This is a genomic window from Xanthomonas sp. NCPPB 1068 (genome assembly GCF_041479385.2).
Taxonomy (GTDB): Bacteria; Pseudomonadota; Gammaproteobacteria; order Xanthomonadales; family Xanthomonadaceae; genus Xanthomonas; species Xanthomonas cannabis.
Genome location: NZ_CM192986.1, coordinates 376874 through 393868, shown reverse-complemented (window position 1 = coordinate 393868; position 16995 = coordinate 376874). Strand labels below are relative to the sequence as shown.

Below are 16995 nucleotides of genomic sequence, written 5' to 3'. Positions count from 1 at the left end.
AGATGTACGTTAGGCTTCAGGAACCATACTTTCGATATCTGAAAGTATTTAATCCATTTGCAAGAGTCCAACGATGCTTGACCCGCTTGCCGAGGTTGTACTGCTGCTCCGGCCGGCGGCACGGTTTTCCAAGCTTGTGGTTGGTGCTGGTGCGTGGTCGGTGTGCCGCTCCGATGCGCCAGGCCCGTTTTACTGCGCGGTGATCGAAGGATCGTGCCGGCTGGCGCTTGAGGATGGCGAGGTGCGGGTTCTTGAAGCGGGCGACTTCGTTTTGGCACCCGCCATGCTCGCCATCACGCTCTGCAGCGTGCTGGCGTCGGCCGGGCAGGCCCACACGGTGCCGACCGATATGGGCGATGGCAGTTTCCGTATCGGTGCGCAGGACGGCCCGGTAGATCTTCGTGTCGTGATTGGCCATTGCAGCTTCGGCTCGCCCGATGCCGCGCTACTGGTGTCGCTGCTGCCGCGGCTGGTGCATGTGCGTGGTGAGCCACGCCTTGCCACGTTGGTGAATCTGGTGGGCGAAGAGGCACGCGCAACCCGACCCGCACGCGCGGAGGTGCTTGCGCGGCTACTGGAAGTGCTGTTGATCGAAGCCTTGCGCTCGCTGACAGCGAGCGACACAACGCCAGGGCTGGTGCGCGCACTCTCCGATGTGCGCCTGGCAGCGGCGATGCGCGCACTGCACGCTGCACCGGCGCATGCGTGGACGGTCGAGGCGCTCGCCAGGGAAGCGGCGCTGTCGCGATCCTCGTTCTTCACGCGCTTCAATCGTGCGATGGGCATGGCGCCGATGGAATATCTGCTGGCATGGCGCATGGCGCTGGCAAAGACACTGCTGTCGGAACACGGGCTTGGCGTTGCGCAGGCGGCGCAGCGGGTGGGTTACGGCTCGGCCAGCAGCTTCAGCGTGGCCTTCACTCGCCACACCGGCAGTGCACCCTCGCACTATGCGCGCGCGCATAGTGCGGCGGCAGAAGCGCTGTGACACCACAGCCGGCATGCGCACAAGCGCGCATGATGCGAACCGATTGCGTCGACGCAACCAGCCCGTGGTGACGGGGATGCGGCCTGGCCGCTAGCGAAACACCACCGTGCGATGGCCGTTGAGCACGATGCGGTGTTCGACATGGCGGCGCACCGCGCGGGCGAGCACCAGCGATTCGGTATCGCTGCCCAGGCGCACCAGGTCGCGTGGCGTCATGGCATGGTCGACGCGCGCGACGTCCTGTTCGATGATCGGGCCTTCGTCCAGGTCTTCGGTGACGTAGTGCGCAGTGGCGCCGATGATCTTGACCCCGCGCGCGTGTGCCTGGTGATACGGCTGGGCGCCCTTGAAGCTGGGCAGGAAGCTGTGATGGATGTTGATGGCGCGCCCGGCCAGCGCGCGGCACAGGCCGGGCGAGAGGATCTGCATGTAGCGCGCCAGCACCACCAGATCGATGTGCAGATCATCCACCAACGCGAGCAGTTGCGCTTCCTGTGCGGCACGCGTGTCGGCGCTGACCGGCAGATGATGAAAGGCGATGCCGTAGGACGCCGCCAGCGGCGCGAAGTCGGTGTGGTTGGAGACGACCGCGGCGATGTCTACCGGTAATTGCCGGCTGTGCATGCGGAACAGCAGATCGTTGAGGCAATGGCCCTGCTTGCTCACCAGCACCAGCAGCCGCGCGCGCCGACGCGCATCGTGCAACTGCCACGTCATCTGAAATGCGTTGGCCAACACGGCAAACCGTTGCTCGAGGCTGGCGATATCCGTGCCCGGCGGCTTGTCGAAATGCACGCGTAGGAAGAAGCGGCCGCTCTCGTCATCGCCAAATTGCTGGGCGTCGAGAATATTGCAGGCCAGATCGAACAGCAGCCCGGTGACGCGGTACACGATACCGGTGCGATCGGGGCAAGACAGGGTAAGGATGTAGTCGGAGCGCATCGGCGCAATGATAGCCAATGCATGACGCCGCTGGCGCAGTGCTTGCGTCGGTAACTGTTGCATGGTGCGAGCGCGGCGATAGCACCGATGACGCTGCACCGCGAACGACGGTGCTGGTCACCGCGGTGCCGCTGGCGTGACCCGAGCAGCAGCCTATCGACTGGAAAGGCGGCGGTCACACCATCGCCCAGGCCCGGGCTGGAGATGACGCGTGCCGCTCAGCGCGGCGGCAGGCGCAGCATCAGGCGACGATTGATTTCATCCAGCTGCGCGAGCGAGTCTTCCACCGAGGTGTCCATTGCGTCCTGGGTGGTGATGTGCGCGCGCAGATGCGCCGGGTCGCCCAGATCACCGCGCACCAGGAACACGTTTTCGCCGACCTCGCCCAGATGACGGCTGAGCACCACGTGGTCCACCTGGTCGAAGCCATGCTGTTTTGCCAGCGGCAACAAGCGCGCGGCCATGCGCTCGCTGGCCGCGTCGGTGGGCTTGTTCAATTCGGCATCGAGCACACCTACCGCCTCACGAATCTGCGCGAACAGATAATGGTCCGGATGCTCGGGATGGTCCGGGCCGACCTGGCCCTGGCTGACGACCGGCGGGGTGGTCATTGCGCGTCACCGGCACAGGCTGCTGCGCGCGAAGGGCACGCGGTGGAACCGGGCCTGTTGTGCAGGTATCGCATCGCGTTCTCCGTGAAGGCGCTGGTGGTGGCCGGACCGCGTTGCGCATCGCGCAGCGCAGTGCCTGGCCGAATGGAGCAGGCACCTTAGCCGCTTGCGCAGATTGCCTCAAGCCAGCCAACACCGGGAGCGCGGCATGACGGTGTGGGGGCGCTCTGACGTGCGGTGCAGCGGCGTTGGCGTCTGCCGCGCCCGCTCCTTGGCCGCAATGCTGTGCAGATGCAGACGCGTCATTGCGCCCGGCCATGATGTTCGTTGCACTGAAGGTGCGCCTGCAGCGGCGCCCTACGTTTCTTGCACCAACTCACCTCGCAAGCAGTGCGCATGCCGCCGCCAGTGCGTTGTCGCCCGCGCTACGCCTGCCCCGCCCGACGTGCGGCAACTTCCGCCAGCACTGCCCAATCGGCGTTGCCGTCGCCATGGGCGATGGCCTCGTCCAGGTTCGCGCGCAGCAGTTCGCCCAGCGGCATCGGCACCTGCCTGTCGGCACCGGCCTGGATGGCCAGATCCACATCCTTGCGACCCAGCGTGGCGGTGAAGCCGGCCGGCGTGTACTGGCGTTGCATGATCAACTTGCCGTAGCCCTGATACGCGGGCGCGGCGAACAAGGTGCTGGTGAGCATGCCCAGGAACTGGGTGGCGTCCACGCCGTGGCCGCGTGCGAGTGCACTGGCTTCGGCCATGGCGCCGATGGCGCTGGCCAGGCAGAAGTTGGCGGCCAGTTTGACGGCATTGGCCTGCTCGGGCGCGCTGCCGATGTGCCAGGTCTGTTGCCCCAGCACATCGAACATCGGCTGCACGCGGGCCAGCGCGGCATCATCGCCGGCAGCCAGGATGTTGAGCTTGCCTGCCGCAGCGACATCGACACGGCCGAGTACCGGCGCGGCCACATAAGCCACCCCGCGCTCGGCGTGCAGGGCGGTCAACTCGTGAGCCAGCGCCACCGAGATGGTGGCCATGTTGACGTGCACGCTGCCGGCAGGCAGCGCATCCAGCACGCCACCGTCCAGCACGGTCTGGCGCACCGCATGATCGTCGGCCAGCATCGAAAACAGCAGCGGGCCATGCGCCGCAGCCAGCGGCGCGTCCACGACGGTGGCACCGGCCTCGCGCAGCGACTGCGCGCGTTCCGGCGAGCGGTTCCACACACTCAACGCAAAGCCGCCGCGCAGCAGGTTGTGCGCCATCGGCAGGCCCATCGTGCCCAGCCCCAGAAACCCTATCGGCATGCGTTGTCCTTGTTCGGAATGGCGTTGGTGGTGCGGATCAATTGGCGAACACGCCACGCGCATCGCGCGGTTCGCAGCGCAGGTATTGCGGTGCAGGCGTGACCGAGGCACCCAGCGCGGCGGCGGCATGCCACGGCCAGCGCGGGTCGTACAGGATGCCACGCGCCAGCGCGATGGCATCGGCCTGGCCGTCGCGCACAATCGCTTCGGCCTGCGCCGGTTCGGTGATCAGGCCCACACCGATCACCGGCGTGGCGACCTGCGCCTTGATCTGCTGCGCGAACGGAATCTGATAGCCGGCCTGCACCGGAATCTGCTGACGCGGGTCCAGCCCGCCGCTGGAGACATGGATGTAGTGCGCACCGCGTGCATCCAGCGCCTTGGACAAGGCGATGCTTTGTTGCAGATCCCAGCCACCGTCCACCCAATCGGTGGCCGAAATGCGCACACCGACAGCAATGCGCGCGGACACCGCCGCGCGCAGGGCGTCGAAGATGCGCAGCGTCAACCGCATGCGGTTTTCCAGCGATCCGCCATAGGTATCGCTGCGCTGGTTGCTCAGCGGCGAGAGGAACTGATGCATCAGGTAGCCGTGTGCGGCATGCAACTCGATCAGGTCCAGGCCCAGGCGTTCGGCGCGTGTGGCCGCGTCCACGAAGGCGGCGACCACCGCGTCGATGCCGGCCTCGTCCAATGCCTGCGGCGCCGGTTGGCCGGCCTTGAACGGCACGGCCGAGGCAGACACCGTCTGCCAGCCATGCGCGTGATCGGGGGCGATGGCCTCGCCGCCCTTCCAGGGCAGATCGGTGGACGCCTTGCGGCCGGCATGTGCCAGCTGGATGCCGACCGGCATCGGCGACCAGCGGCGCACCGACTGCAGCACCGCGTCCAGCGCCTGCTCGGTGGCGTCGTCGTACAGGCCCAGATCGGCGTAACTGATCCGCCCTTCCGGCAGCACCGCGGCCGCTTCCAGAATCAACAGGCCGGCACCGGATTGCGACAAGGTGCCCAGATGGATGCGATGCCAATCGCCGGCACGGCCGTCCTGTGCGGAGTACTGGCACATCGGCGCGATGACGATGCGGTTGGCGAGCGCGAGCGGGCCGAAGGCGATGGGGGTGAACAACTGGCTCAAGGCAGCATCCAGACGCAGCGTGGGGGCGCCCATTGCACTGCGCCCGGCGCTGCGACACAACCGCTGCAATGGATCACAGCGTCATGCAGAGCGCGCACTGTCGTACCTGGCCTGCGCGCTGCGCAGCGGGTCCGGCGGCTGATGCAGGAAGGCCAGCGCCTGCGCGCACGACTGCTCCACTTTCAAGGTGAGCAGATCGTCGGCGCGGGTGCGCCCGAAATTGAGCGCGGCGATCGGCAGGCCGTTGCGCGCGGCGGCCTGCACGAAGCGAAAGCCCGAATACACCATCAGCGACGAGCCCACCACCAGCACCGCATCGGCGGCCTGCAGGTGCGCAAACGCCCGCTCCACCCGCTCACGCGGCACGTTCTCGCCAAAGAACACCACGTCCGGCTTGAGCACGCCGCCGCACACCGGGCACGGCGGCACCACGAAGGTGTCGAAGGCCACATCGTCCAGATCCGCGTCGCCATCGGGTGCCTGTGCGGCCTCCAGCGTGGCCCAGCCGGGGTTGGCCTGCTCCAGCAAGACCTGGAAGTCGGTCCGCGGCATGCGGCGTTCGCAGCCCATGCAACGCACCACGTCCAGCCGGCCATGCAGGTCGATCACCGCCTGACTGCCGGCAGCCTGATGCAGGCGGTCCACGTTCTGGGTCAGCAACAGTTCCAGCTGCCCGCGCGCCTCCAGTGCGGCCAGCGCGTGATGGGTGGCGTTGGGTCTGGCCTGCCCGAAGCGCGGCCAGCCGATCAGGCTGCGCGCCCAGTAGCGCTGGCGCGTGGAGAGCTCGCCCATGAAGGCCTGAAAGGTCACCGGTTGCGGACGCTTCCAGCCGCCTTGCAGATCGCGGTAGTCCGGGATGCCCGAATCGGTGCTGCAGCCGGCACCACTGAGCACGAACAGGCGCTGATGGCGCTCGATGAACGTCTGCAGCGCGTCGTTGTCGTGGGCGGGAACAGCGCTCATCGAACACCTCCAATAGCCATGGGATCACGTTACGACCGCCCTGCAGGCGCTACCGGACCGCCCCCGCCCCACTGCTCGATGGCGCAGCAAAGATGCAGTGGCATGGCGCGTTGCCACCCGGCGCGGCCCAGCACGTACTACGCAACACCGACGGCGGCGGATGCACGCCGACGGCCGCGCCTGGTGCGTGCCCGCGCTCATAGATCTGGGGCTGCGCTGGTCGATTCCAAGCGAGCGCGCAGCGCATGCTGCGCCATCACGAAAAGACGTGCACGCCGGACCGGCGCAGCGGGCGGTGTCGGTGGTCAGGCAGCGCCCTGCCGGCCACTGACAGCTGGAACAGTCATTGCGACCATGCATCCTCTCTTCCGCACGCTCCCGGCGCGGGTGGGCGCAACACTCAGTGCGCAACGCCCGCCTGCTGCACGAACTGCAGCAGATCCTGGTTGAAGCGCGGGCTGTCTTCCAGAAACGGGGCGTGGCCGGCGTCCGGATACAGGTGGATCTGTGCGCGCGGCTGCAACTGGCGCGCACGTGCCAGTGCCGGTTCGCTGAGCACCAGCGCATCGCGGCCACCGTACAGCAGCAGCACGGGCAGGCGGGTGCGCTGCAGGCCGGCGATGTCGATGGACATGCCCTGCACCGCACGCTGCATGTCCCACGAGGCCAGCGCTGCATTGGCCAGCAAAGTGTCGAACACCGGCGCAGGCGGTTGGGTGGCGAAGCACAGCCGCAGGAAGTCCTGGACCGCCTGCAGATGCGTGCGCAGGTCGTCGGAAACCAGGTCGCGATAGATGGCCGGATGCGCCCCCAGCTGCTGCGCGCGCAGTTCGATCACGCCATCGACGTACACCACGCCCGCCAGGCCACGGTCGCCGTAGCGACTGAGATAGTTGCTGATCACCGCGCCACCCAGCGACCACCCCACCAGCACCGCATTGCGGGCATCCGTGGCCTTGAGCACCGCTGCCAGATCGTCGGCCCAGCGCGCGCCGTCCCGATACGCCGATGCCGCGGTCGGTTTGCCGGACAGCCCGTGGCCGCGCAGGTCGTAGCTGATCAGCCGGTAGCCCTGCAGTTGCGGGTCGGCCAGCTGTGCATCCCAGTTGATGCGGCTGCCCAGCAGGCCGTGCACGAACACGATCGCCTGGCCGTCGGTGGCGCCATGCTCCTGCACGGCCAGGGCCACGCCATCTGGAGCAGTGACCTGGTAGCTGCGCGAGTTGGCGGTTGCAGATGGGCTTGCTGACGCGATCGCGCAGACACACAGCAGCAGGCTGGCCAGCGTGCGCTGCCACCAGCGGGCACAGGCAGGTGAAGCGGGTCGAATGGACATGGAGGTGCCTTGCAGAACAGGGAAGACGGCATCGTCGGGCCTCACACCAATGTGAGGGTCAAGCGCTGCGTGCCACGTATGCTTGGCAGATGGGCACCTCTTCCACCGCTGACATGCGCATCGGCGCGCTGGCGCAGCGCACCGGCGTCAGCGTGCGCTCGCTCCGCCACTACGATGCCCAGGGCCTGCTGACGTCGTCGCGCAGCGCCAATGGCTATCGGCTGTTTGCGGCCAGCTGCGTGACGCAGGTGCGGCAGATTCAACGCCTGATCGGCACCGGCTTCAGCCTGGACGACATCCGCCGCTTTCCCGATTGCATGCGGCTGGTGGAAGGCGCCCCGCTGTGCCCGGAAACCCTGCCGGCGCATCGGCAACGGCTGCAGCTGATCGAACGCCAGCTGGCCGACCTGGAACGCCGACGCGCGCGCCTGCTGGCCACCCTGGCGCAAGATCCGTCAGCGCCGGCCACGCCGCAACGCACGCACCGCAAGCGCACACCGCCGCGGGGATGATGTGCGTTGGCCGACCCTGGTGCACGCCGTCTCGCCGACGCTGACCACCTGCATGCCGAGCACGCGTGCGTAGAACGCGCAGGTGGCCTCCACGTCGGCCACGGTCAATAGCAGATGGTCGAGTCGCTCGATCTGCATCACTCACCTCGCGCAGGATGCGGCGCAAAGCGCCCGTAGGGCCGCGCGTCGTCCGCGCGTTGGCGCAGGACGTGTGCGGCGGCAAAGGCCAGTGCGAGCAGCGTCAGGCACATGCCGACCAGGCCAGACCAGCCGCCGTGCTGCCAGAACCAGCCGCCCAGCGCGCCGACCACGCTGGAGCCGGCGTAATACGCCAGCAGATACAGAGACGCAGCATGGCTGCGATGCGCGCCACCCAGCCGGCTCACCCACGCGCTGGCCGCCGAATGCGCGATGAAAAAGCCGATGGTCAACAACACGATGCCGGCCACCACCAGCGCCAGCACATGCGCCAGGGTCAGCGCCACGCCCAGCACGCACAGCACGATGCCGGCGCTGACCACCGGGCCACGCCCGAACCGGTCCGACGCCGCACCGGCCACCGACGAGCTGACGATACCGAACACGTACGCACTGAAGATCATGCCGATCTGGCTCTGGCTCAGGCCGAATTCCGGCCCGCCCAGGCGAAAGCCGGCGTAGTTGTAGAGGCTGACAAAGACACCCATCAGCAGGAACGGCAACGCAAACAGCCACGGCAGGTTGCGATCGCGCAGATGCCCGGCCCAGGCGCGCAGATGAAACTGCAGGTTGACGCCATGCCGGCGCACGAAGTGGCGGGAGGGCGGCAGCAGCCACACGAACGCGACAGCGCACAGCAGGTCGACCACGCTCAGCAGCGCCAATGCGGTGCGCCAGTCGGTGTGGTCGGTCAGCACGCTCATCGCGATGCGCCCGGTCATGCCGCCGAAGGCATTGCCGGCCACATACAGGCCGGTGGCCGCCCCCAGCTTGTTGGCCGGAAGTTCTTCGCCCAGGTACACCATCGCCACCGCGGGCACACCGCCCAACGCAATACCCGACAAGGTGCGCACCACCACCAGCGCGCCCCAGTGCGGCAGGAACGCGGCCACCAGGTTGAGCACGGCTGCCAGCGCGATGGAGGCGAACATCAGCCCGCGCCGGCCCAGGTTTTCCGACACCGCGCCAGCGCAGAAGATCGCCACCGCCAGCCCGCCGGTGGCCAGCGACAGCGGCAGCGAGGCCACCGCCGCATCCACGCCGAAGGCGCGTGCGAACTCGGGCAACACCGGCTGCACGCTGTAGAGCAGCGAGAAGGTGGCAAAGCCGGCCAGGAACAGCGCCAGACGGATGCGCAGCGCTGCGGGCGGGCCGGCGTCGGCGCCGGGCGATGGGCCGGACGTGCCGGAACTGCGATGGGAGGAAGACACGGGAGTGCACTGGAGACCAGGGACGGCGAGTATTCGCCTGCGCCCACCCCCTGTCCAATATATGATGCTGGCAGCTTCCATATATAAAAAAGATACCCATGGAACTGCGTCACCTGCGTTATTTCCTGGCGGTTGCCGAGGAAGGCAACTTCACCCGCGCTGCGGCGCGGGTAGGCATTGGCCAGCCGCCGCTGAGCCAGCAGATCCAGACGCTGGAACGTGAGCTGGGCACGCCGCTGTTCCGCCGCACCCACAGCGGCGCAGAGCTGACCCCGGCCGGCGAGGCGTTCCTGGGCGAGGTGCGCCGCGTGCTGGCCGACGTGGAGCGCGCCGCCGACACCGCCAGGCGGGTGGCGCGCGGAGAGTCCGGCCGGCTGCGCATGGGGTTTACCGCCTCGGCCGCGTTCAGCCCGGTGGTGCCGCGGCTGATCCGCGATTTCCGCCGGCAATGGCCGCAGGTCGAGCTGCTGCTGGAAGAAACCAACACCGCCAGCCTGCTGGTGGGCCTGGCCGATGGCCGCCTGGATGCGGCGTTCGTGCGCTACGGGCTGAGCACCCCGCCCGACCTGCAGTTGCTGCGCTTTGCCGACGAGCCGATGAAGATCGCGGTGCCGGCGGCGCATCCGTTGGCCGCGCGCGCCAGCGCCCCGTTGGCGGCGCTGGCCGGCGAGCCGTTCATCCTGTTTCCGCGCAGCTTCGGGTCCAGCCTGTACGACGAAATCCTGGCCGCCTGCCGCGAATCCGGGGTGACCTTGCGCATCACCCAGGAAGCGCCGCAGATGTCGTCGATCATCAATCTGGTCGCCGCCGAACTGGGCGTGTCGGTGGTGCCCGCCTCCACCGCGCAGCTGCAGCGCCCCGGCGTGCGCTACCTGGATATCGAAGGCCGCATGCCGCTGGCGCGGCTCGCCTTGGCGGTGTCGCCTGGCGCCTTGGACAGCGCGCCACTGGTGCGCCATTTATGGGCGCTGGCGGAGCTGATCTGAGGCGTCGTCGGCTCTGGCGATGCAGCGCATCGGACGCATGCATCGCGCTGGACGAGCGCTGCGGTGCCGCACCTGGCTGCCGACCGGCGCAGCATGGCTTGACCTCAACTGCGATTGAGGTTGTCCAATGCAGGCCCCTCACCGATCTTGAGTGCCATGCATCTCCGTCACCTCGTGCTGCCCTGCCTGGATCCCGACCTCACCCTGCGGTTTTACCGCGATGTGCTGCAGCAACCGTCGCACGGCACTACCGTGCGTATCGGGTGGAGCACGCTGGAATGCGTGCAGGCCCAGCAACCGGTGGGCAGCGTGCACCTGGCCTTCAACGTGGCCCCATCGCGCTTCGAGGCAGCCGCGCACTGGATCGGCGCGCGCGCCAGCCTGCTGGGCGATTCGCAAGGTCGCCGGCATTTCGCTCTGGACGGCCCGTGGCAATCGCAATCGGTGTATTTCGCCGGCCCCGATGGCGCGGTGCTGGAGTTGATCGCACGCGATGCCTTGCAGGATGCTCCGGCCGGCACCGGCCAGTTCCACGGCGAAGAGCTGCTGTGCCTGAGCGAAATCGGGTTACCCAGCGACAATGTCGAGGTGGTGACGCGCAGCGTTGCGCATCACTTTAGCGTGCAGCCATTCGCTCCACCCGTGGAGGGCTTTGCCGCATTGGGCGATGACCACGGCTTGTTGATCGTGGTCGACCAGCGCCGGCGGTGGTTTCCGCAACAACGGCAGCTGCCCTGGGCCGACGGTCTGCGCATCAGCGTGGACACGCCGCAACCGGGCCTGCGCCTGCGCGATGCGCAAGGGTGGGAATTGCTGGCGGCGTGAGCCGCCGCGCTGCCCCACTCATGCAGCGCTGGCCGGCGCCGGCAACCGGAAAAATGCACGTGCTGCTGCCGTGCTGTTGGCAGCGGTCACGGCCACTGCTTCGCCGCGGTCGCGCGCCAGTTCTTCCACGATATGCGCCAGATACATCGGCTCGTTGCGACGGTCCTTGGGCAGGGGCTTGAGCGTGCGCGGCAGCAGGTAAGGCGCGTCGGTTTCGATCATCAACCGGTTGGCCGGGATGTTGCGCACCAGCTCGCGCAGGTGCGCACCACGGCGCTCATCGCATAGCCAACCGGTGATGCCGATGTAGTAGTCGCGGTCCAGATAGGCAAACAGTTCCTCGCGCGTGCCGGTGAAGCAATGCACCACCGCCGCACCCAGCTTGCCGTCGAAGCTGCGCATGATCGACAGGAAGTCGTCATGCGCATCGCGCTGATGCAGGAACAGCGGCTTGCCGTTGTCGGCGGCCAGTTGCAGCTGGCGTTCGAAGGCCTTGTGCTGTGCCGGGCGCGGTGCGAAATCGCGGAAGTAATCCAGCCCGCACTCGCCCACCGCCACCACCTGCGGATGTGCCTGCAGGGTGCGCATTTCCACTTCGCATTCGGCGGTGAATTCCACTGCGTGATGCGGGTGCACGCCGGCGGTGGCGTAGAGGAATCCGGGGTGTTGTTGCGCCAGTTGCAGGGCCAATGGCGAATGCTCACGGCTGGCACCGGTGATCACCAATTGCGTCACACCGGCATCGCGTGCGCGTTGCAGTACGGCATCGCGGTCGCGGTCGAAGGAGTCGTGGGTGAGGTTGGCGCCGATATCGATCAACTGCATGCTGCGGTGTCGCCTGAAAGAGCAGGTGTGATTGTACTGGGTGGACGTTGCCCTCACTGGGTGCACGTTGCCCTCATCCGCCCTGCGGGCACCTTCTCCCGCAGGCGGGAGAAGGGAGGTCCGCAATGGGATCGGCAGGCGGCCAGCGGTACCTGCATGCCATCGGCCTGCACGAACGCACGGCCTTTCCCCCTCTCCCGCCTGCGGGAGAGGAGCAGGGGTGAGGGCCGCGTGCGCAACACACTCACACCATCACCGGCACCGCCTCGGCCGCACGAACGCACGGCCTTTCCCCTCTCCCGCCTGCGGGAGAGGGGCAGGGGTGAGGGCCGCGTGCGCAACACACTCACCCGCCACAGCCACCGCCTCGCCGCACGAACGCACGGCCTTTCCCCTCTCCCGCCTGCGGGAGAGGGGCAGGGGTGAGGGCCGCTTGCGCAACGCACTCACCCCATCGCAGGCACTGCCATCGCATCGATCTTTGCCGCCAGCGCCTGGATCGCCAGCTGCGCCGAGCGCGAGAGCTGCCGTTGCGGGGCCACGCACAGCGCCAGCGTCATCGGTTTGGTCAGGTGCTGGCGGAACGGCACGAAGGCCAGTCGCCCATCGGCCACGTCGGGTGCGGCATCCAGCCACGACATCAGGCCCACGCCGGCACCGGCGCGCACCAGGCCGCGCAGGGTGCGCACGTCGTTGCAATGGGTGAGCCGCTTCACGTCGATATGCTGGCGCTGGTACAGCACCTTGGCATGCTCGCCGACGATCAGCGGGGCGGCCGGCAGCAGCAGGCGATGTTCCAGCGTCTCGCTGAGCTGCAACTCGCTGCGGGTGCTCAAGGGGTGGCCAACCGGCATCGCAATGCCGAGCGGGATATCAGCAAACGCGCGCACTTCCAGGTCCACGCTGCTCACCGGGTCCAGCAGCAGGCCGATGTCCACATCGGCCGAGGTCACCATTTCCATCACCCGCTGGTTGCGCGCGGTGGACAGGTTGAAGGTGATGCCGGGGTACTCCTGCACCAGCGCGGCCACTGCCGCCGGCACCACGCCTTCGCTGAGCGCATCGATCATGGCGATCTCCACATGCCCGCGGCGCAGCCCCTTGAGCTCGTCGAAGCGTTCCAGGGTACGGGCGTAGGCCTTCTCCCAGCCGCGCACGTCCACCAGCAACAGCTCGCCGGCAGCCGTGAGCCGCAGCCGGCCCGGCAGGCGCTCGAACAACTGCGCGCCCAGCTCTTCCTCGGCCTTGAGGATCTGCCGGTCGATCGCCGAGGCCGACACGTGCAGCACCTCGGAGGCCTTGCGGATGCTGCCGCAGCGGGCCACTTCGATGAAGTAACGGGTGAAGCGGGAGAAGGTCAGCATGCGGCATGGCTCGGTTGGCGTTGCATTTTTTGCAATGGCTTGGCGGAAAAACGATGTTTGATCACACACCCCCGGCTTCCTAGAGTCAATCCGGCACCGCTCCCGCCTCATGCCAGAGACCGCCCCATGGATGTCGCCGTCCCCGCCCTGCCGCTGCACTGCACCTTCGAGGCCGCCGACTGGCAGCGCCTGGCCCAGCACTGGCATGCGGTGGCGCTGAGCAGCGAGGTGAGCGAAGCACCGTTCAAGGCCACCCTGCTGGACGAGCCGCTGGTGCTGTACCGGCTGGGCGAAGAATTGGTGGCCGCGCGCGATGTCTGTCCGCACCGCGGCGTGCCGCTGAGCATGGGCACGGCCGATGGCGGCGGTGTGGTGTGCGCCTATCACGGGCTGCGCTTCGGCAGCGGTGGGCGCTGCAACCACATCCCGGCCAGCCCCAGCCAGAACATCCCGGCCAAGATGCGCCTGCACACCTACGCGGTGGCCGAGCGCTACGGGCTGATCTGGGTGTGCCTGTCCAAACCGGCCGGAGTGAGCGATGCGGAAATACAGATTCCGCCGATGCCGGGCTGGGACGAAGACGGCTTCCAGCAGATCGTGTGCCCGGCCTTCGACATCGGCGGCAGCGCCGCACGCCAGCTGGAAGGCTTCATCGACGTGGCGCATTTCGCCTTCGTGCACACCGCCACCTTCGCCCAGCCGGACAAGCGCGAAGTGCCGGCCTACACCACCACCGAAACACCGACCGGCTTCAATGCCGATTACCTCAGCAACGTGGCCAATTATTCGGTTGACATGCCGCTGCCGGACGTGGACCCCGACTTCCAGTGGCTGCGGCACTTCGAAGTGCATCTGCCATTCACTGCCACGCTCACCATCCATTTTCCGGTGCCGGGCAAACGGCTGGTGATCATGAACGCGGCCAGCCCGGTGTCCAAGCACAAGACCCGCCTGCTGGTGCCGATCGCGCGCAACTTTGACACCCATCTGCCGGTGGAGGACGTGCATGCGTTCAACCTGCGCGTATTCGAAGAAGACCGCGCCATGGTGGAAGCGCAGCGGCCGGAATACCTGCCGCTGGACCCGCTGCTGGAAGTGCACATCCCGGCCGACCGCAGTTCCATCGCCTATCGCCGTGGCCTGCGCGGCCAGGGCTACAGCGACTTCTTCCTGCGTTGACCGCCAAGGAGCACGCCATGAGCCTGCATGAAGTGCGCGTTGCCGCGGTCATCGACCAGGGCCATCGCCAGCGTGCGATCCGATTGGAGCCGATCGATGCCGAACTGCCCGCCTTCGAGGCCGGCGCGCATGTAGACCTGCATCTGCCGGACGGCATGATCCGCCAGTATTCGATCGCCAGCGCACCGCATGTGCGCGATCACTACCTGTTGTGCGTCAAGTTGGCCGACGCCTCGCGCGGCGGCTCACGGCACCTGTGCGAGCAGCTCAGCACCGGCGACCGCCTGCAGATTTCCAGCCCGCGCAACCTGTTCCCGCTGCATGCGGGCGAACGGCACGTGCTGCTGGCCGCCGGCATCGGCATCACCCCGCTGCTGTCGATGGCCGAAGCGCTGGAAGCGCGCGGCGAGCCCTTCGTGCTGCATTACTACGTGCGCCGGCATACCGATGTGGCGTTTTCGCAGCGCCTGCAGCAAGGCTTTCTGCACGGCCAGGTGCAGATGCACCTGAGCGATGGCGGGCAAAGCCCGCGCGTGCATGTGCCCGAGGAACTCGGACAGGCGCGCGCACACGACCAACTGTATCTGTGCGGGCCGGCGGCGTTCATGGACCACTTCACGCAGCTTGCAAAGACCCATGGCTGGCGCGCGGCGCAGGTGCACCGCGAGCACTTTGCCGCCGCCGACCCGGGGCGTGCACACGATGCCGATCACGCCTTCGAAGTGGAGCTGGCTGCCAGCGGCCGTGTGGTACAGGTGCCGGCCGATTGCAGCATTGCCAGCGCGCTGCTGAATGCCGGCATCGAGGTGCCGTTGTCGTGCGAGCAGGGAATGTGCGGCGCCTGCCTGACCGGCGTGGTCGCCGGCACGCCGGATCACCGCGACAGCGTGCTCAGCGACAGCGAACGCGCCAGCAATGCGCAGATCACCCTGTGCTGCTCGCGCAGCCGCTCGCCGCGCCTGGTGCTGGATCTGTGAGTGCGTGACCGGCCTGCGGGCCAGGACCGCCCTGCAGGTCGACCGGCAGCGCAAGCGCGATTGGCTGCCGCAGATGTCTGGCGGCATGGCCAGGCCCGGCTACGCTACCGACCACGCAAGGTGGCAAACCGGCACGCGCAGTGCAAGATGAGCGGCCCGCGCGGTGTGCCTGCGCGGGTTGTCCCTGCATCGAAGAGAGTCTGCTGATGGTTGCCTGTTCGTTCGTCACCCTGTGGCCTGCCGAGGGCGCACGCTGATGCGCTGGCCCGGATTCGCCCTTGCTGCCAATGCCAGCACCCCGCGCACGGAAATGCTGGCCGGTGCCACCACGTTCCTGACGATGGCCTACATCGTCTTCGTCAACCCCGACATCCTGGCCACCACCGGCATGGACCACGGCGCGGTGTTCGTGGCGACCTGCCTGGCCGCTGCACTGGGCTCGCTACTGATGGGCGTGCTGGCCAATTACCCCATCGGCATGGCGCCGGGCATGGGCTTGAATGCGTTCTTCGCCTTCACCGTGGTGGGCACGCTGGGCTACAGCTGGCAACAGACGCTGGGGCTGGTGTTTGTCTCAGGCTGCGTGTTCCTGCTGCTCACCGTCACTGGCGCGCGGCGCTGGCTGGTGGATGGCATCCCGTCGACCCTGCGCAGCGCGATCGCTGCCGGCATCGGCCTGTTTCTGGCATTGATCGGGCTGCAGAAGGCCGGGCTGGTGGTGGCGCATCCGCAGACGCTGGTGACCCTGGGCGACCTGCACCGGCCCGAGCCGCTGCTGGCGCTGACAGGGCTGCTGCTGATCGGGGTGCTGGACGTCCGCCGTGTGCGGGGTGCGATGCTGCTCGGCATCCTGGCGGTCACCGCCGCGGCACTGGCGCTGGGCCTGGTGCACTACCAGGGCGTGCTGTCGCTGCCGCCCAGCCTGGCGCCGACCTTGCTGCAGCTGGATATCGCCGGCGCGCTGCACGGCCATGGTGGCAGCGGCGCGCTCACCGCCGTGCTGCATGTGGTGCTGGTGTTCGTGCTGGTGGAAATGTTCGATGCCACCGGCACCTTGATGGGCGTGGCGCAGCGCGCCGGCCTGCTGCGTACCGAGGCCCAACGCCGCCAGTTCGACCGCGCCCTGCTGGCCGACAGCACCGCCATCCTGGCCGGCTCGCTGCTCGGCACCTCCAGCACCACCGCCTACGTGGAAAGCGCTGCCGGCGTGCAGGTGGGCGGGCGCACCGGCCTGACCGCACTGGTGGTGGCGGCGTTGTTTCTGCTCGCGTTGCTGTTCTCGCCACTGGCCGCCATGGTGCCGGCCTACGCCACCGCGCCGGCGCTGATCTATCTGGCTTCAGTGATGCTGCGCGAATGCACGCAGATCCCGTGGGACGATGTCAGCGAAGCCCTGCCGGCGGCCATCTGCATGCTCGCCATGCCGCTCACCTACTCCATCGCCACCGGCCTGGCCCTTGGGTTCATCACCTATGCGGTGCTCAAGCTCGGAAGCGGCCGCTGGCGCGCCGTGCATCCGGCCACCTGGGCCATCGCCGGCCTGTTCGTACTGCGCCATGCGCTGGAATGAGGCCGCTGCCGCGCCGCGTATGCCGCCATTTTTTCTGGCCACGCGAGATGCAGCGCGGCATGTGGCATCACG

The 16995-nt window shown here is 67.8% G+C and carries 16 protein-coding genes and 1 pseudogene; 7 read left to right on the top strand and 10 right to left on the bottom strand.

The window, feature by feature from the left end; genetic code table 11:
- Positions 1–73: 73 nt before the first annotated feature.
- The gene (locus ACCQ12_RS01730; protein ID WP_372382793.1) at positions 74–988 is read left to right on the top strand and encodes an AraC family transcriptional regulator; all 915 of its coding nucleotides are present in this window, start codon (positions 74–76) and stop codon (positions 986–988) included.
- A 90-nt stretch (positions 989–1078) separates the two neighbouring features.
- Here ACCQ12_RS01730 and purU read toward each other — a convergent pair whose 3' ends face one another.
- From purU to ACCQ12_RS01700, 6 genes are all read right to left on the bottom strand, one after another.
- Positions 1079–1930, bottom strand: coding sequence for a formyltetrahydrofolate deformylase (purU, locus tag ACCQ12_RS01725; RefSeq protein WP_039411020.1), 852 nt, complete (start codon positions 1928–1930; stop codon positions 1079–1081).
- Positions 1931–2148: 218 nt separating this feature from the next.
- On the bottom strand, positions 2149–2541 hold the full coding sequence (locus ACCQ12_RS01720) for an XVIPCD domain-containing protein (protein WP_039411022.1): 393 nt from the start codon (positions 2539–2541) through the stop codon (positions 2149–2151).
- Between the two features lie 425 nt (positions 2542–2966).
- The gene (locus tag ACCQ12_RS01715; RefSeq protein ID WP_039411023.1) at positions 2967–3842 is read right to left on the bottom strand and encodes an NAD(P)-dependent oxidoreductase; all 876 of its coding nucleotides are present in this window, start codon (positions 3840–3842) and stop codon (positions 2967–2969) included.
- A gap of 37 nt (positions 3843–3879) precedes the next feature.
- On the bottom strand, positions 3880–4977 hold the full coding sequence (locus ACCQ12_RS01710; RefSeq protein WP_506191674.1) for an NADH:flavin oxidoreductase/NADH oxidase: 1098 nt from the start codon (positions 4975–4977) through the stop codon (positions 3880–3882).
- An 81-nt stretch (positions 4978–5058) separates the two neighbouring features.
- On the bottom strand, positions 5059–5940 hold the full coding sequence (locus ACCQ12_RS01705; RefSeq protein ID WP_372382791.1) for an NAD-dependent protein deacetylase: 882 nt from the start codon (positions 5938–5940) through the stop codon (positions 5059–5061).
- Positions 5941–6340: 400 nt separating this feature from the next.
- On the bottom strand, positions 6341–7276 hold the full coding sequence (locus ACCQ12_RS01700; RefSeq protein WP_372382790.1) for an alpha/beta fold hydrolase: 936 nt from the start codon (positions 7274–7276) through the stop codon (positions 6341–6343).
- Between the two features lie 89 nt (positions 7277–7365).
- Here ACCQ12_RS01700 and ACCQ12_RS01695 point away from each other — a divergent pair, with 89 nt between their 5' ends.
- Positions 7366–7788 carry a MerR family transcriptional regulator gene (locus ACCQ12_RS01695; protein WP_372382789.1) on the top strand — a complete coding sequence of 141 codons (423 nt, stop codon included), beginning with the start codon at positions 7366–7368 and terminating at the stop codon, positions 7786–7788.
- A gap of 30 nt (positions 7789–7818) precedes the next feature.
- Here ACCQ12_RS01695 and ACCQ12_RS01690 read toward each other — a convergent pair.
- Both ACCQ12_RS01690 and ACCQ12_RS01685 read right to left on the bottom strand, forming a co-directional pair.
- A pseudogene (locus ACCQ12_RS01690) lies at positions 7819–7926 on the bottom strand (VOC family protein); the annotation flags it as partial.
- Positions 7926–9197 carry an MFS transporter gene (locus tag ACCQ12_RS01685; protein ID WP_506191668.1) on the bottom strand — a complete coding sequence of 424 codons (1272 nt, stop codon included), beginning with the start codon at positions 9195–9197 and terminating at the stop codon, positions 7926–7928. The pseudogene ACCQ12_RS01690 and the gene ACCQ12_RS01685, both read right to left, overlap by 1 nt.
- 98 nt (positions 9198–9295) lie before the next feature.
- On the opposite strand from ACCQ12_RS01685, the gene ACCQ12_RS01680 reads away from it, so the two are divergent.
- The gene (locus ACCQ12_RS01680; RefSeq protein WP_184440900.1) at positions 9296–10183 is read left to right on the top strand and encodes a LysR family transcriptional regulator; all 888 of its coding nucleotides are present in this window, start codon (positions 9296–9298) and stop codon (positions 10181–10183) included.
- 156 nt (positions 10184–10339) lie between these two features.
- The gene (locus tag ACCQ12_RS01675; protein ID WP_372382787.1) at positions 10340–11008 is read left to right on the top strand and encodes a VOC family protein; all 669 of its coding nucleotides are present in this window, start codon (positions 10340–10342) and stop codon (positions 11006–11008) included.
- A gap of 18 nt (positions 11009–11026) precedes the next feature.
- Here ACCQ12_RS01675 and ACCQ12_RS01670 read toward each other — a convergent pair whose 3' ends face one another.
- Both ACCQ12_RS01670 and ACCQ12_RS01665 read right to left on the bottom strand, forming a co-directional pair.
- Positions 11027–11833 (bottom strand): TatD family hydrolase, encoded by an 807-nt coding sequence (locus ACCQ12_RS01670; RefSeq protein WP_047694503.1) that lies wholly within the window; start codon positions 11831–11833, stop codon positions 11027–11029.
- A 446-nt stretch (positions 11834–12279) separates the two neighbouring features.
- A complete protein-coding gene (locus ACCQ12_RS01665) occupies positions 12280–13197 on the bottom strand; it encodes a LysR family transcriptional regulator (protein ID WP_047694501.1) in 918 nt (305 codons plus the stop codon).
- A gap of 126 nt (positions 13198–13323) precedes the next feature.
- On the opposite strand from ACCQ12_RS01665, the gene ACCQ12_RS01660 reads away from it, so the two are divergent.
- From ACCQ12_RS01660 to ACCQ12_RS01650, 3 genes are all read left to right on the top strand, one after another.
- The gene (locus tag ACCQ12_RS01660; protein ID WP_372382786.1) at positions 13324–14376 is read left to right on the top strand and encodes a Rieske 2Fe-2S domain-containing protein; all 1053 of its coding nucleotides are present in this window, start codon (positions 13324–13326) and stop codon (positions 14374–14376) included.
- Positions 14377–14393: 17 nt separating this feature from the next.
- Entirely contained in the window at positions 14394–15353 is a 960-nt protein-coding gene (locus tag ACCQ12_RS01655; RefSeq protein ID WP_372382785.1) for a PDR/VanB family oxidoreductase, read from the top strand.
- Between the two features lie 256 nt (positions 15354–15609).
- Positions 15610–16923 carry an NCS2 family permease gene (locus tag ACCQ12_RS01650; protein WP_372382784.1) on the top strand — a complete coding sequence of 438 codons (1314 nt, stop codon included), beginning with the start codon at positions 15610–15612 and terminating at the stop codon, positions 16921–16923.
- Positions 16924–16995 lie beyond the last annotated feature (72 nt).